At 34.4% G+C, this 13,160-nt stretch carries 17 protein-coding genes; 3 read left to right on the forward strand and 14 right to left on the reverse strand.

Annotated elements, in window-relative coordinates; translation table 11 throughout:
• Positions 1–128: 128 nt before the first annotated feature.
• Both A1704_RS24425 and A1704_RS07660 read right to left on the reverse strand, forming a co-directional pair.
• Positions 129–284: a hypothetical protein gene (locus A1704_RS24425; RefSeq protein WP_157885760.1), complete on the reverse strand. Its 156-nt coding sequence runs from the start codon at positions 282–284 to the stop codon at positions 129–131.
• Between the two features lie 311 nt (positions 285–595).
• Positions 596–2,119: a hypothetical protein gene (locus tag A1704_RS07660; RefSeq protein ID WP_062672147.1), complete on the reverse strand. Its 1,524-nt coding sequence runs from the start codon at positions 2,117–2,119 to the stop codon at positions 596–598.
• Between the two features lie 161 nt (positions 2,120–2,280).
• Here A1704_RS07660 and A1704_RS07665 point away from each other — a divergent pair, with 161 nt between their 5' ends.
• From A1704_RS07665 to A1704_RS07675, 3 genes are all read left to right on the forward strand, one after another.
• Positions 2,281–2,652 carry a helix-turn-helix domain-containing protein gene (locus A1704_RS07665; protein ID WP_062672149.1) on the forward strand — a complete coding sequence of 124 codons (372 nt, stop codon included), beginning with the start codon at positions 2,281–2,283 and terminating at the stop codon, positions 2,650–2,652.
• 7 nt (positions 2,653–2,659) lie between these two features.
• Positions 2,660–3,109 carry a D-aminoacyl-tRNA deacylase gene (dtd, locus tag A1704_RS07670; protein WP_062672151.1) on the forward strand — a complete coding sequence of 150 codons (450 nt, stop codon included), beginning with the start codon at positions 2,660–2,662 and terminating at the stop codon, positions 3,107–3,109.
• Positions 3,110–3,376: 267 nt separating this feature from the next.
• Positions 3,377–5,035 carry a S8/S53 family peptidase gene (locus A1704_RS07675; protein WP_062672152.1) on the forward strand — a complete coding sequence of 553 codons (1,659 nt, stop codon included), beginning with the start codon at positions 3,377–3,379 and terminating at the stop codon, positions 5,033–5,035.
• 87 nt (positions 5,036–5,122) lie between these two features.
• Here A1704_RS07675 and A1704_RS07680 read toward each other — a convergent pair whose 3' ends face one another.
• The 12 genes from A1704_RS07680 to A1704_RS07735 all read right to left on the reverse strand — a co-directional run bounded on the left by A1704_RS07680 (position 5,123) and on the right by A1704_RS07735 (position 13,157).
• Positions 5,123–5,635 (reverse strand): hypothetical protein, encoded by a 513-nt coding sequence (locus A1704_RS07680; protein ID WP_062672154.1) that lies wholly within the window; start codon positions 5,633–5,635, stop codon positions 5,123–5,125.
• Between the two features lie 60 nt (positions 5,636–5,695).
• Positions 5,696–6,235 (reverse strand): hypothetical protein, encoded by a 540-nt coding sequence (locus A1704_RS07685; RefSeq protein WP_062672156.1) that lies wholly within the window; start codon positions 6,233–6,235, stop codon positions 5,696–5,698.
• Between the two features lie 54 nt (positions 6,236–6,289).
• A complete protein-coding gene (locus A1704_RS07690) occupies positions 6,290–6,994 on the reverse strand; it encodes a DUF1361 domain-containing protein (protein ID WP_062672157.1) in 705 nt (234 codons plus the stop codon).
• A gap of 6 nt (positions 6,995–7,000) precedes the next feature.
• Positions 7,001–8,371 carry a DUF4153 domain-containing protein gene (locus tag A1704_RS07695; protein WP_062672159.1) on the reverse strand — a complete coding sequence of 457 codons (1,371 nt, stop codon included), beginning with the start codon at positions 8,369–8,371 and terminating at the stop codon, positions 7,001–7,003.
• A gap of 44 nt (positions 8,372–8,415) precedes the next feature.
• The gene (locus tag A1704_RS07700) at positions 8,416–8,733 is read right to left on the reverse strand and encodes a hypothetical protein (RefSeq protein WP_062672161.1); all 318 of its coding nucleotides are present in this window, start codon (positions 8,731–8,733) and stop codon (positions 8,416–8,418) included.
• 12 nt (positions 8,734–8,745) lie between these two features.
• Positions 8,746–9,231, reverse strand: coding sequence for a Coq4 family protein (locus A1704_RS07705; RefSeq protein WP_062672163.1), 486 nt, complete (start codon positions 9,229–9,231; stop codon positions 8,746–8,748).
• Positions 9,232–9,269: 38 nt separating this feature from the next.
• Positions 9,270–9,566 carry a hypothetical protein gene (locus tag A1704_RS07710; protein WP_062672165.1) on the reverse strand — a complete coding sequence of 99 codons (297 nt, stop codon included), beginning with the start codon at positions 9,564–9,566 and terminating at the stop codon, positions 9,270–9,272.
• A gap of 30 nt (positions 9,567–9,596) precedes the next feature.
• Entirely contained in the window at positions 9,597–9,887 is a 291-nt protein-coding gene (locus A1704_RS07715) for a hypothetical protein (protein WP_062672167.1), read from the reverse strand.
• Positions 9,888–9,951: 64 nt separating this feature from the next.
• Positions 9,952–10,242, reverse strand: coding sequence for a winged helix-turn-helix domain-containing protein (locus A1704_RS07720; protein WP_034695841.1), 291 nt, complete (start codon positions 10,240–10,242; stop codon positions 9,952–9,954).
• 6 nt (positions 10,243–10,248) lie between these two features.
• On the reverse strand, positions 10,249–10,863 hold the full coding sequence (locus tag A1704_RS07725) for a hypothetical protein (RefSeq protein ID WP_131797487.1): 615 nt from the start codon (positions 10,861–10,863) through the stop codon (positions 10,249–10,251).
• Positions 10,864–10,867: 4 nt separating this feature from the next.
• A complete protein-coding gene (locus A1704_RS07730; RefSeq protein WP_062672171.1) occupies positions 10,868–11,485 on the reverse strand; it encodes a hypothetical protein in 618 nt (205 codons plus the stop codon).
• A gap of 166 nt (positions 11,486–11,651) precedes the next feature.
• Positions 11,652–13,157 carry a RagB/SusD family nutrient uptake outer membrane protein gene (locus tag A1704_RS07735; protein WP_062672173.1) on the reverse strand — a complete coding sequence of 502 codons (1,506 nt, stop codon included), beginning with the start codon at positions 13,155–13,157 and terminating at the stop codon, positions 11,652–11,654.
• Positions 13,158–13,160 lie beyond the last annotated feature (3 nt).

Here is a 13,160-nt window from a genome sequence, read left to right on the forward strand (position 1 = left end):
CAAGTGCATATGAAAAATAACGTAAAATTAAAAACATACAAAAAACAAAATCAGAATAGGAAAATTCCTACTCTGATTTAAGTATATTTGAAATATTAAACTAGTCAACCTTTTTCAGGACTAGTCATTTATTTTTCTTTTTCTAACACATCCAATCTCTTCTTTATTGATTTAATTGATCTAACAAGATAAATTCCTCCAATTAATATAGCGATGTATAAAATAAAAGTTAAAGTTTGAATAATTATAACAACAGTACCTGGTGATGAAATTGTAGTTTCCATGTTAAAGATTTTAATTTGGTAAATCTATGAAAGTTGCTGAAATTATTTGACCTGCAATTAATCCAATTCCTGAATTTATTTCATTTGTTTCCACACGTTTTCTATCTTCGAATTCGTAGATAATATCTCAGTATATAAATTAGCAATACACTGACAAGACTTATAATGGAAACATAAAGAGATACTGTTAATAATTTATCATTTATATCTTCGGAAAAAGGATTCATATATCTAATGATCAGATGAATTATGAATGCTATGATAAAAACAATGCGTAATAAAAATATATACTTATTCATAATCTTATAATTTTAAAAGGAAAATGTTGAACCAATAATATTTCCATTATTAGGATTGATAATAATAGTAATTTTTATTGGGGTATCAATTGTAACATTTAAACCTTGAATACTTACACCTTTTTTCACAATTATATTTATGTTAATTTTAGCATAAACATTCCCATTACTAACATAAGGAAATGGACCATCCCATTTATTGTTAGGATCTTCATATACAAAGCTCCATAATGATGTTATTCCATACTGATTCATAACTATATCATGAATATTAAATGAGCTTGTACCTAAATTATAACTTCGTACTTTAATACTAACACCAGAATCATTAAACTTCATAAATCTTAGTTTTACTCTCGAATTTGTTATTGGATATGGATCACCTGTTTCAGCATTATTATCATTTATTCCAAGTTCAAAGAGTGAATTGCCCATTGTAAATCCATTATTCTGTGTATTAAAAAATTCTTGCCAAGAGTTATAATGTTCAGTATTATTGCTGTTTAATGAATTGTCAAAATGTATCTTAGGTGTCCCATCAGAGTTTAAAAACCAATTCTGAAACTGTTTATAAGCTGCATTAGGAGATATATTGGGATCAGCATAATTCTTAAAATAATTAATGCTCCAATGTAAAAACTGTGAATTATTTTGATTTATATTATTATAAAAATACGAAAGCAGCTGTCCTCCAAAATATTGGTTATTCTGGATATATGCATATTCATCAGGACTAAGTTCAGGAAATCCTGCCTCACCGAGCATATAATTAAAACTGTCCTGAATTGTCATTTCATTGGTAGTGCCACCACCTGTGCTACTACCTCCACCGTCATATGTTCCCATATTGGGAAATCCCTTGGGAGGCTGCCCTCCTCCTGAACATACTTCTGTAATTTCTACAATATAATAAGGTTTCTGACTTGCTGTACATTGGGCTATTTGGCTTGGACTGTGATGTTCGCCATTACATTCTACCTCAATAAGTCTGATGCTAAACGAGCAATCACCAGCTTTATTCATAGAATTCTTTGATGCAGTTACCTTATCAGGAAGTGGTGTTCCGTTAGAGAGTTCTTTCACTCCCATTGGTTTACCATCCATTGCTGTAAATTCCACAGTTCCCGTAAAGTTATCAATATGATAGTTCTTAGTTCTGTCTTCAGGAGTGTATTTTGCAGTAAACCCAATGCTTTTGTTTTCATTATCAATACTATACACCAAAACATCTGATGATCTGTCCAAATGTCTGATTACGGTACTGTAAGAAGTGACATTATTCTGAACTATAATGGTTACTGTACTTTCATCAGATAAAGCAGAAAAGAAATCTGCATTTTTATTGTAAACCTGTGAGGGATTACTTTTAGCTTCTGTAAGATAGTTTTTGAAAGCTAAAGCTTCTTTAAGCTTGACTGTTTTTCTGTAATCAGATTGGGAAATATGGGAGTCAAAATTATCAGAAAGTTCTGTCCTACATCCAAACAGAAAGAATGCTAATGCCATGAGCATTAATAATTTAGTTTTTTTCATCATGTGTTGATTTAAAATTTAATATTTCAAATATAAAATTTATCCCAGTACCTTATTGCTCTATTTTCGGGAATCTCCTCCCTTTTTTCGGGAGAAAGAATTTTTGTGAATTGGAAAGAGAGTTTTTGTTACTTTTGTTATAAATAAATTTATTACACATTGCTATGAATATTCAGATAGGAAGTAAAATAAGAAGATTGAGAGAAAATAAAGGCTTTTCGCAGGAAGAAATGGCTGAAAGATTACAAATTTCCCGTTCAGCATATAGCCGTATAGAAAGTGGTGAGACAAACTCTTGGGTTAATCATATTCAAAAACTGTGTGAAAATTTAGATGTCAAACCTGAAGATTTTTTTATTAATTCTGATAACAATATAAATACAAATCAGGATAATGCTTCTGCGGTTCAAACCAATACACATCATGATACTCATATAACCATCAACCAACTCTCGGAAAAAGTAATTGAATTATATGAAGAACGCATCAGAGAGCTAAAAGAACAGCTAGAATTCTGGAAAGCAAAAAACAGCTAAAAACCTAATGAAGATCGTTATACAAAGAGTCTCCGAAGCCAGTGTAAAAGTGGACGGAAAAATTGTTGGAGAAATCGGGAAAGGGCTTATGCTGCTGGTAGGTATAGATGAAAATGATGAAAAGACAGATGCGGACTGGCTTGTACAAAAGGTTTTAAACCTGAGAATCTTTGGAGATGAAGATGACAAGCTTAATCTTTCCGTGAAAGATATTTCAGGAGAAATTCTTTGTATCAGTCAGTTTACATTGATTGCAGATTATAAAAAAGGCAACAGACCTTCTTTCATAAAGGCTGCAAAACCGGATAAAGCGGTGCCACTTTTTGATTATTTTAAGGAAGAAATCACCAAATCCGGATTAAAAACAGAAAGCGGAATTTTCGGAGCAGATATGAAGGTTTCCCTGATCAATGACGGACCGGTTACCATTGTGATGGATTCTATCACCAAAAGCTAAGCAGAAAAAGACAAATGTGTAAAATACACCCGATACGCTTCAATTTATGAAGCGTATTTTTTTGATGAGTAAGTATCAAATATGTGCTCTTAAATCTCATAGGTTTTGAAAACCTTTGAGATAATCACTCAAAACAAAAAAAATCCCTTATATAAAAGAAAAGAGTAAAAATTTAAAAAATAAAATCACAAAAAAGTGATTTGTTTTCATTTTATTATTATTTTTGATATAAATCAAAACTGATTTACAACCATTTAACAAAATTATATGAAAACAAAAATCAACCTTTTCGCATTATTTGCGTTCTGCTCTACTCTGTCTTTCGGACAGGACAGTCAGCCCAAAATGGCTAATGATCAAAATTCAATTATTTACGTCTGCTTTTCAAAAGGCATCAATTCAGAAAAAACGGCTTTCAGCAGAAACGCTGATCTGGAAAGATTCTCAAGAGAAAACCACATTTCATTTAAGTATGATCTGGACTTTACAGACAGCAAACTTGATGAAATGGCCAGAAGCAGCAAAGCCATCGGTAATTCCGGAGAGTCTGTGGAAAAGCTGAAAAGAATCTATAAGGCTGATATTCCTCTTCAAAATAAAGAAGTTTCAGAAAAAATTATCCGTACTCTTGAGAGATTTCCAGAAATAGAATATGTATCTGTAATGAGTGCCGAGCCTATTGAACCTCCTTTGGTAAATGCTTTTGTAGCGACTCCTGATCTGGAAAGCCTGCAGATCTATCTGAATGACAATCCTGGAATCAACGCCAAATACGCATGGTCAAGAGGAATCACAGGGCAGAATATCCGTGTGCGCGATGTAGAATATGGTTTCTATAAAACTCACGAGATGCTGTCTAACCAAAATTCAATTCAACTTGAACCCGGCTACTCTCCTAATGCAGGATTGGCCAATAATAACTATCGTGACCATGGAACTGCTGTAGTAAGTATTTTAGGTTCTATAAAAGACAATATAGGACTTACCGGAGCTGCTTATAGTGCTTCTGAAATAAAAGGTTATATGGAATGGACTACTGTGGGATACAACCGAGCTTCTGCTGTAAGCAGATCTATCAATGCATCTCAGGCCGGAGATATTATATTATACGAAATGCAGACTGGTGGAAAAGACGGTCAGTATTGCCCTGCGGAATATGATAAAGTAATCTGGGATCTTACAAAAGCTGCTACTGATTCAGGAATTATTATCATTGCAGCAGCGGGTAATGGAAATCAGAATCTGGATGACCCGTTTTATGCCACCTATCTTGCGAGAGGAAACAGCGGTGCTATCATTGTAGGAGCAGGATCTCCTAATACTACCCATTCGAAATTAAGCTTCAGCACTTTTGGTAGCAGAGTGGATGTTCAGGGTTGGGGAAGCAGTGTGATGGCTGCAGGTTATGGATCTTATGCGAAATACGACAATGACAACAACAGAACTTATAATTATTTCAGTGGTACAAGTTCTGCAACACCGGTGGTTTCTTCTGCTGCTATTTTAATCCAGTCTTTCTATCGCCAGACTACAGGTCAATATTTAACACCTTCGGCGATGAAAAACCTTTTAATTTCAACAGGAATTCCTCAGGGAGGAACAGTGACGGGCCAAAAGATCGGACCTCTTCCTAATGTTAAAAATGCTATCCTTCAACTGGAAAGTAATTTTACAGCACCTGTTAAGACTTTACCATCATTAGAGGTTAAAATTTATCCTAATCCATCCAGCAGTTCCATTGCTATTCAAAGCAATGAAAATAAAAAACTGGATGTAGAGATTATTAACCTTCAGGGACGTACAGTGATTAAAAATTCCGTTCTACCAAATGAAAAGATTGATATTTCGCAACTTCCTACGGGACAGTATATCATCAATATTAACGAAGGCCAGAGGAGAGTTGTTGAGAAATTAACCAAATTCTAGAATACAAGATTTTTTATACATTTATTTCACATCAAACCCTCTTTCAGAAAAATGAAAGAGGGTTTTTATTATCAATTTTTATTGATTTTATTTTGCCGGAACGCTGCTGAAATTAAGCGCTACTTTGATGTTCATATCTGAAGAAGTCTGATTCTTCAATTCATAAACGGTTCTTACCGTTAACCCTGAACTTTTTACAATTTCGTCCAGGAATCCTGTATCATTAAGATCAAGATTTAAGCTGGAAGAATTGGTGGAGATATTGGAACGTGAAGCTACTAATCTTTCTCCTGTTCCGTTAGAAGAAACGTATATTTTTACCGTTTTGAATGCACTCAGATTTCCTCCGGAAGGAGAAGCCACAGAGATTTTCGCATCTGAAATTCTTACATCTTTAATTTTTGCATTATTATTTCCTCCGAACCAGGTCTGTACATTGGTAGCCGTTGCAGTGGAAGAAACTTCTTTATCCGCAGGAACTCCTGTAGACACTAAAACATTCGTTGTGTAGGGAAATGTATTCTGAACCAGCGACTGTACAGTTCCGCAACTTACAAGTACAGCTGAAGCGGCCATTGCTGTTAGAACTATATTTTTCATAATTTTAAATTTTAAACTTCAAAATTTAGTTTGCAGAAATTGTACCAAATTGATTGGGTCTTATTCCACAGTCACCGTAAAACTTCCTTTGGTATTTCCCGAAGCCATGTTACTTTTTCCGATAATTAACCATACTTCACCTTGTCCGGGAGTATCATAAGTAATTTCTCTTCCAAAAGGTCCGTCGTAGTTCCCGTTTGGAAGTCTGATCTGATTGAAACGGATATTAAAATCTTTCTCTTTTGTTGAAATTTTCGCTTTGATATTGGGACGATCATAACGGGTCAGTTTTAAAATCAAATCCTGATCATCCTTTGTAAATTCTTCTCCAATTGTAAAAGGCAACTGGTTGGCATCTGCCGTTCTTATGATCTGGCCGTCTTTTTCATCTCTCATTACGCCTTTGCGCAATACTTCCTTAGTGACCGGAGCGTTGTTAATAATTGAATCTTTTTTCCTTGATGCTACAGAATCTTTTTTTACCACAGAATCAGGCATTTCTGTTACCACTGTAGAGTCCTTATCCGCGACATTTGTCACAGCAGGTTCTTTTTTACAGGCAACAATTATCAAAGGAATTAACAATAAGCTTTTTTTCATAATAATTAATTTTAAGAATGGATCAGCATCTATTATGCTGAGCTCATTGAAATGCTAAAATTGTTCCAATCCGTTGAATGTTTTATTTTCCGTTTGTAATTCTTTTTCATCATTTGTTCCTGCCCATTTAAATGTAAAGTACATAAAGTTGAGCAATACTCCCATCAATAGAGTAACACCCCATGTTTTGGTATATTCCATAGGATAGATGAATCTCACCACAATATCCGAGAAGAGACCAAAGGGATTGTTGAGAATATCCCAGCTGTTCCATCTCAGAAAACGGCCAAGATAGACTCCAAAGCTGCTCATAAAAAGAAAAAGGACAACTAACCCGCTGATGATATTTCTATTCATATAATCAGAAAGCCTCTTTTCAATATCATGAAGACTTATAAAGCCACAGATCAGTCCTGTCCAGGCATAGGAAAGAATCACAATGAGGTCATACCAGATCGGTATCTCATTTCTTGCTCTGAGGTGAAAAAGATCTGTAAGAATGTAGGGAGAATTGGGAAAGAACAATATCCACACTATTACTATAAGGATCAATGAAGTTTTGCTTTTAATATTAAAGGCAAGAATAAAAGAACTTAGTAATAAAGGAATCCACGCAAGAAAAAGATTCCAGTTGAGAAACAAAAACACTTTTGTATCGCTGATATAATATCTGAAAGCTGAAAGGCTGAAACAGAATATGGTCATCATTATCAACAATAGATTAATTTTAAATCTAGAGGATTCCACTAAGTTTTTCATGATATTTTATTTGATGGTATGATAATATATGATCTTTGAAAAGAATGTTTTTGATGTTTCATTTTTCACTTTATCCTGCAAGGTCTTTTTAAGTTTCTGATCATTTTTTTCATCCGCATATTTAAGAAGTGCTTTTTCACTAAAATTGATGGAAGTTACATGATAATTGACCGCAAAATCCTTTCGTTCCATATTCTGGGAAGTAATAAAACCACCCCAGTTGAAGTAACTGCACGCGAGAACAGTTCCATAAAAAAACCAAATCATTGTATTGATAAGGAAAATGTTTCTTTTCTGTTTTTGGATTTTAATATAAGTAAGAACCAGGCCAACTAACGATAATAACAGAAAAGCAAAAACCCCCAACCTTTTATAGGTGAATGCATAATTAACAATATACTCATAGTTTTTAAGGGCTGCGGAAACCACAAGAATAGCATTGAGGAATATCCAGATTTTGGCTAAGATTTTCAACAAACCTGCTTTTGGATCAAAATTAAATCCGGCTTTAAAATAAAACATGATCACCAAAATAGCCATGACAATAGACATAATTACTGCATTTACTCTTTCATGGGTTTCTTCTGAAAGCTGAACCGGTGTTTTTATGGCTTCATAAAACTGTTCATAATTGTAAGTAATAATAAAGAACACCAATAAAACATTCAACAAGACAAAAGAGATTACTCCACTCATTCGTTCTGCAGCAAGGTCAAGAAAAGAATAAGTAGCCTTTGGAACCCGGGAATCTTTGCGGAAATCATTATCCAGAACATGATTATTTTTGTAAATGAGTTTTTCCACCGCATAATTCCAATAATTAAAAGCAATAAAAAATCCTAAAACCGAAAGACAGAATACCTGCCAAATATTAAGATCCAACTCATAATCTGTGAAAAGGGCTGCAAAATGATTACTTCCTGCGGAATAAATTCCAAAGAAAACAGAAACAAGTACCAGCGGAATCAAAATGAAAGCCAATGTCTTTTGCCATAATCCGGGAACATTCTTTTTAGGCAGCCATTCATCAAAGCTGAAAAAACGGCAGAATGAAGTACAGCAGTTTATCATAAAAACCGGAATTAAGAATAAAATTTTCAATCTTCTGTTCTTCGATTTATAGCCAAGCAAAAGCAGTGAGCTTGCCACCGCAATAAAAGAGGTAAAATCTCCGAACCACGCAAATGCAACACCAGACAGAATACTTGTTGTAAAAAGGACATATAACGTTCTGGTTTTATTTTTTTCCGGTGTTCTAAACAGCGTTAGTACGGCATAGACAATTCCCAGAATTCCAAGGTTCAGCCCTATGTCCTGATCATAAAAAACGATGACAAAAAGAAGGGCTGTAAGAAATATATAATGATGTGTTTTCATGAGGTTTATTATTTAATATTTAAAAATTTAAAGGATTGAAAGATTTAAATTTTGAGAACCGCTTCCAACCAGGGAAACTGTGTCATTATATAGAGGTATAAGGTTGTAATCGGAATATTGACAAGCAGGAGAAGGACCGAATTACCAGAAGCTTTCTGTTCTGAAACATCAGTAAGATAAATAATCAACTCGTGCAGAAGGATAAACATATTAATCACGGCAGTTACCAATACATAATAAAAGCCAAGCTCAAGAAGAAATTCTGCTCTTATCAACCAAAATGCAAACAGCAGAAGGGTTCCCAGCAGAAAAGAAACAATGAATGATCTTTTCCCTAGCGGACTGAATTTTATTTTTCCCATGATCTTTAGTTTTTAATGAAAAACTGCCGTTTCTTTTTGTTGAATAAAGTCTTTTACATGTTCAAAATTCTGCCATAGCAATTCTTCAAAGTCCCAATGATGGAAGGTTCTCATATTTTGTCCCTTTTTATAAGCTTTGATATAAATTTTCACATATTCAGGAAGGATAAGTGTTCCTAATACGATAGCTGCCAGAAGATGCGCATTGAGCTTACCGTTTCCCAGAAGCAGGTACTGCATGGCAATTTCATCTTCGAAGTTGGTTCCACAGCCCGTAATCAGGTGGTGAACATCATGGTTTTCCATCTTTGGAATCATTGAGAAGCCGTGTTTCCTGTAAAATTCACCCAGTTTTCTGCCTAAGGAATCTTCCTGAAATTCCAGCAATTGTTTTTCATTGAACTGCCATTGTCTTTTTTTCTTTTTGAAATATTTTCTGTATAACTTTTGAGTTTTATCGTACACAAAAAGCAGAAACTGAACACGTATTTTTTTCATACCGTATTATTTAAAAATTAGATATTGATGAATATTAATTATTGAAAAAAACTAAGACCTATCATGGCGTACAGAAATGCGATGGGAATATTAGCAGTCAAAATAAGTATGGCTATCATACATTCTATAAATTTTGATGTATTTAAAACACCATATATCAAAAGCCCCAATATGCATAATAAATTGACTGGCACTCCGAAAACGATCAGCAGATACCCTGCTAAGGCAAACCCGTCATTTTTTGTAATAAGAGCTCCTAAAAGACAAAGAGTTCCAATTGAAAAAAATACTCCGAATACTGTCTTGCCCAGATCTATTATTTCTGAATCTTTCATTATTATTTAGGATTAATCACAAACCAAGTTTTAGCTTCCGGCAAACGGACTCCCGAAAATCCCTACTGCTAATTCAATCCATACCAATGCTATAGTCAGCACAATGAAAATACATATCATCACTTTCTGACTTTGTTTTTTAATTCTGTTTCTGATCAGATTGATGAGAAAACCGGTTGTAAAAAGCAAAGCTCCTGCAATAAGAAAATCTGCTCCTGACCAGTTCACTTCCTTAGAAAATAGATTTCCAACCAAGGGAATACTGAGTAAAGCTAATGGAAGGGCATAAATTGTGAGTGTTTTTTGTTTTTGTGTCATCATTTTATTTAATTTTATTATATAAAGTACTTTGTAATTCAAAGTTAATTTTTAAAAAAATATAGGACTATCGCCCCAATAATTTTTCCAGTGCATTCAAATGTTCCGTAAAAGCTTGCCTTCCACTTTGTGTAACACGATAAGAGGTTTTAGGCTTCTTACCTACAAATTCTTTTTTCACTTCTATATAACCAGCTTTCTCCAGTGCATTGCTGTGGCTTGCCAGATTCCCATCGGTTATTTCGAGCAGGTTTTTCATTTCGGAAAAATCAACCCAGTCGTTGACCATAAGAACGGACATAATGCCCAGTCTTACACGGCTTTCGAATTCTTTATTGAGCTGATTTATTTTGATCATAATTTCTTAATTCTTATTAGGAAAACACTGATTTCCAATTGCACCTCCTCCATATTGAAGAGCCAAAGATCTATTTACCAAGATATATTGACATCCATTATTGTACTCTCCCCTGTTGGTACCTGCCTTTTGAAAAATATTAAAAGAAAACATTCCCATTCCACTTCTTTTAAATCCAATTTTTAAAGGCTCTCCATCTTCTACAGAGATACAATTAGCCTTATCTAATTTACTTTTTAAAACTCTAACCTCTCTTTCTTCCCATCCTACTAAATCTCTAATTTTTTTTGATTGTAAAACATTGGAACCTACATTCCAATTTTGATACATAATTTTTGTTGAATCTTTAGTTGTTATCGTTAAACGATTCAATACTTTATCACTTTTAAATTCAATATTTACAGAATAGTTTTCGGGCTTAATTGCATTATAATATTTAATTAAATCTGCGATTTCAACTTCTCTCAAGTAATACTCTTCTTTCAGTTCAGAAACTGAATAACTCTTATCAAAACTTCCAAAAGCATAACCAATCATTAAAGTCACTGCAATAAAACCTACTAAAAACAAACCTCCAATGGCACAAAGTATTATAATGAAATATTTGAATATTTTATTCATTTTACTATTTATACTTCTTATGCATGATCAATCCATAGACAATATGCAGAACACCGAAACCAATGGCCCAGAACAGCAATCCCCATCCTAAAAAGAACAAAGAAATAAGTCCTAAAATAATTTCAAGATATCCTAAATACTTTACATCTTTTAATGTATATCGTTCTGCAGCTACCAAAGCTAATCCATAAAAAATAAGAGTAGCCGGAGCAATGAAAACAAAAAGATGATGATAAAGCAGAGCGAGACAAAAGACACCGCCTGCTAACAAAGGTACTGCAAAGGTAATCAAAAGTCGCTTTGTCGTGGCATCCCAGATCTTCAAACCTTTTTTTTTGCTTTTGTGGGCAGTAAAAATATAACCACTAAGAACAGCTACAACCAAAATAGCAATCCCAATCAGAACAAGTTCTTTAACCAAGGCAGGTCCCAGAATATTTCTGTCCCCATCAAGATAGTTGATCCCTTCTCTCTGAAAAACAAAATACACATATACGACTCCAATAATAGCCGTTAAACCCGCAACAACTCCGGATAAACCACTTAGCGAAATAAATCTGGAGGACCGTTCCATCATAGAACGGATATGGGATAAGTCTTCGTGATAGTTTTTTGAATCCATAAAAAGAACTTTGAATTACAAAGTTATAATTTATTTTGAATTTCCCTACTCTTTATTTTAAATTTTAAAATATTTTTTACTAAAAACCTCATCATTACTAACAGAAGTAAAAAAAGAGAACCCTACTAAAGCAGGATTCTCAATCATATATTAAAATCTGTACGTGTTATAATGGATTCTGAACAATCAATGGGTTAGCATTGATTTCAGTTCTTGGAATCAGGAATTCCCAACGTAAGTCTGTATTAGCTACTGTCATTACATTATTAGTCACTACTGAAGAATGATTAGCTCCTGTTCTGTCCAAACCTAAATTCAATCTCTTAAGATCTAAGAATCTGAAACCTTCACCCCAGAATTCAAGTCTTCTACTGTCAAGAATTTCTGTGATATAAGCAGCACCTGTTGTGGTAGCCCCAGGATATGATGGGTTTCTGTTTTTAGCAAATACGTTGAAAACGGCTTTAGAACCAGCTTCGTCTCCAGATCTTGCCAAAGCTTCTGCTTCAATAAGATACATTTCTGCAGATCTCATATAAGGAACATCTACCCTGCTGTCTGCTTGGCTTGCAGCAAGAAACTTCTGTCCTGTATACGGGAATTTAGCATATGTTGAAGGTAAAGCAAGTGCTGTATGTGCACCCGTTGGATCAAAATTCTTAGTTCTGATATCTGTAGATGGGAATGATAAAAACAATTTACTATTAATTGCTTTAGGGGCCTGACGAATATTGGTGGAGTTAAAGTTTCTTGACATATATGCTCCAAAATTCGAAAATGTGTCTCCCTGATCTGCTATAATAGTAGCACCCCACATCCATTCAGAAACACCTGCTAAATTATTAAATCCTGCGGTATAGGTTGCATTATCCATCAGAGCAAATCCTACACGTGCTGATTGAGCTGCTGTTACAGCAGCAGCATAATTCCCCTGCGTTAATGCAATTCTGGCTTTTAATCCTAAAACTACTTTGTCATTAAAATGCGATTTTGTAGCTCTGGTTATTCCTGTAAGCCTTGTTGATGCTTCATTAAGGTCTTTATTGATCTGAGTATATACTTCTTCTACTGTGTTTCTTGCCAAAGGAATTTCATTCGCTACCAATCTGATTGGAACTCCAAGCTGAGTATTGTTTGTACCTGGCACATATCTTTTACCATAAATTTGAACTAACATATAGTAACAGAAAGCTCTGAATGCATAAGCCTCACCAATAGCTGCTTTAATGGTAGTAGCATCAGCAGCAGTAGGTGCTGGAACTGAAGGGCCATTTGCAATAACCAGATTTGCATTTCTGATTAATGCATAATAAAACTGATAAGGATAAAAATCATTAGCGGCATTATCATTTACCTGATCCTGCCATCTCACCGTTGAAATATACCAACCGTTTCCTGTAGAAGGAAATACAAGATCATCTGCTAAAGCATCCATCATGATCATAATTCCACCCTGACCATTTTGTCCCTGATTATCATTTTGTCTGAAATACATATCTCTATGCATCCCGTTTACAATAGCCATAAGGTTGGCAGCACTTGAATAAGCTGCTTCCTCAGAGGCCGCAGTCGTAGGATCCGTTTCAAGATAATCACTCTCACATGAAACCGTTCCCGCAAAGACTGAAAGAACAACAGCCCATTTTATATATTGTTTTGCTATATTTTTCATTAC

The sequence above is a fragment of the Chryseobacterium cucumeris genome, assembly GCF_001593385.1.
GTDB lineage: Bacteria > Bacteroidota > Bacteroidia > Flavobacteriales > Weeksellaceae > Chryseobacterium > Chryseobacterium cucumeris.

Excerpts from the sequence above, each read along its gene's own strand:
- A1704_RS24425 (WP_157885760.1), bottom strand. The coding sequence starts at position 284 with ATGGAAACTACAATTTCATCACCAGGTACTGTTGTTATAATTATTCAA.
- A1704_RS07660 (WP_062672147.1), bottom strand. The coding sequence starts at position 2,119 with ATGATGAAAAAAACTAAATTATTAATGCTCATGGCATTAGCATTCTTT.
- A1704_RS07665 (WP_062672149.1), top strand. The coding sequence starts at position 2,281 with ATGAATATTCAGATAGGAAGTAAAATAAGAAGATTGAGAGAAAATAAA.
- dtd (WP_062672151.1), top strand. The coding sequence starts at position 2,660 with ATGAAGATCGTTATACAAAGAGTCTCCGAAGCCAGTGTAAAAGTGGAC.
- A1704_RS07675 (WP_062672152.1), top strand. The coding sequence starts at position 3,377 with ATGAAAACAAAAATCAACCTTTTCGCATTATTTGCGTTCTGCTCTACT.
- A1704_RS07680 (WP_062672154.1), bottom strand. The coding sequence starts at position 5,635 with ATGAAAAATATAGTTCTAACAGCAATGGCCGCTTCAGCTGTACTTGTA.
- A1704_RS07685 (WP_062672156.1), bottom strand. The coding sequence starts at position 6,235 with ATGAAAAAAAGCTTATTGTTAATTCCTTTGATAATTGTTGCCTGTAAA.
- A1704_RS07690 (WP_062672157.1), bottom strand. The coding sequence starts at position 6,994 with ATGAAAAACTTAGTGGAATCCTCTAGATTTAAAATTAATCTATTGTTG.
- A1704_RS07695 (WP_062672159.1), bottom strand. The coding sequence starts at position 8,371 with ATGAAAACACATCATTATATATTTCTTACAGCCCTTCTTTTTGTCATC.
- A1704_RS07700 (WP_062672161.1), bottom strand. The coding sequence starts at position 8,733 with ATGGGAAAAATAAAATTCAGTCCGCTAGGGAAAAGATCATTCATTGTT.
- A1704_RS07705 (WP_062672163.1), bottom strand. The coding sequence starts at position 9,231 with ATGAAAAAAATACGTGTTCAGTTTCTGCTTTTTGTGTACGATAAAACT.
- A1704_RS07710 (WP_062672165.1), bottom strand. The coding sequence starts at position 9,566 with ATGAAAGATTCAGAAATAATAGATCTGGGCAAGACAGTATTCGGAGTA.
- A1704_RS07715 (WP_062672167.1), bottom strand. The coding sequence starts at position 9,887 with ATGATGACACAAAAACAAAAAACACTCACAATTTATGCCCTTCCATTA.
- A1704_RS07720 (WP_034695841.1), bottom strand. The coding sequence starts at position 10,242 with ATGATCAAAATAAATCAGCTCAATAAAGAATTCGAAAGCCGTGTAAGA.
- A1704_RS07725 (WP_131797487.1), bottom strand. The coding sequence starts at position 10,863 with ATGAATAAAATATTCAAATATTTCATTATAATACTTTGTGCCATTGGA.
- A1704_RS07730 (WP_062672171.1), bottom strand. The coding sequence starts at position 11,485 with ATGGATTCAAAAAACTATCACGAAGACTTATCCCATATCCGTTCTATG.
- A1704_RS07735 (WP_062672173.1), bottom strand. The coding sequence starts at position 13,157 with ATGAAAAATATAGCAAAACAATATATAAAATGGGCTGTTGTTCTTTCA.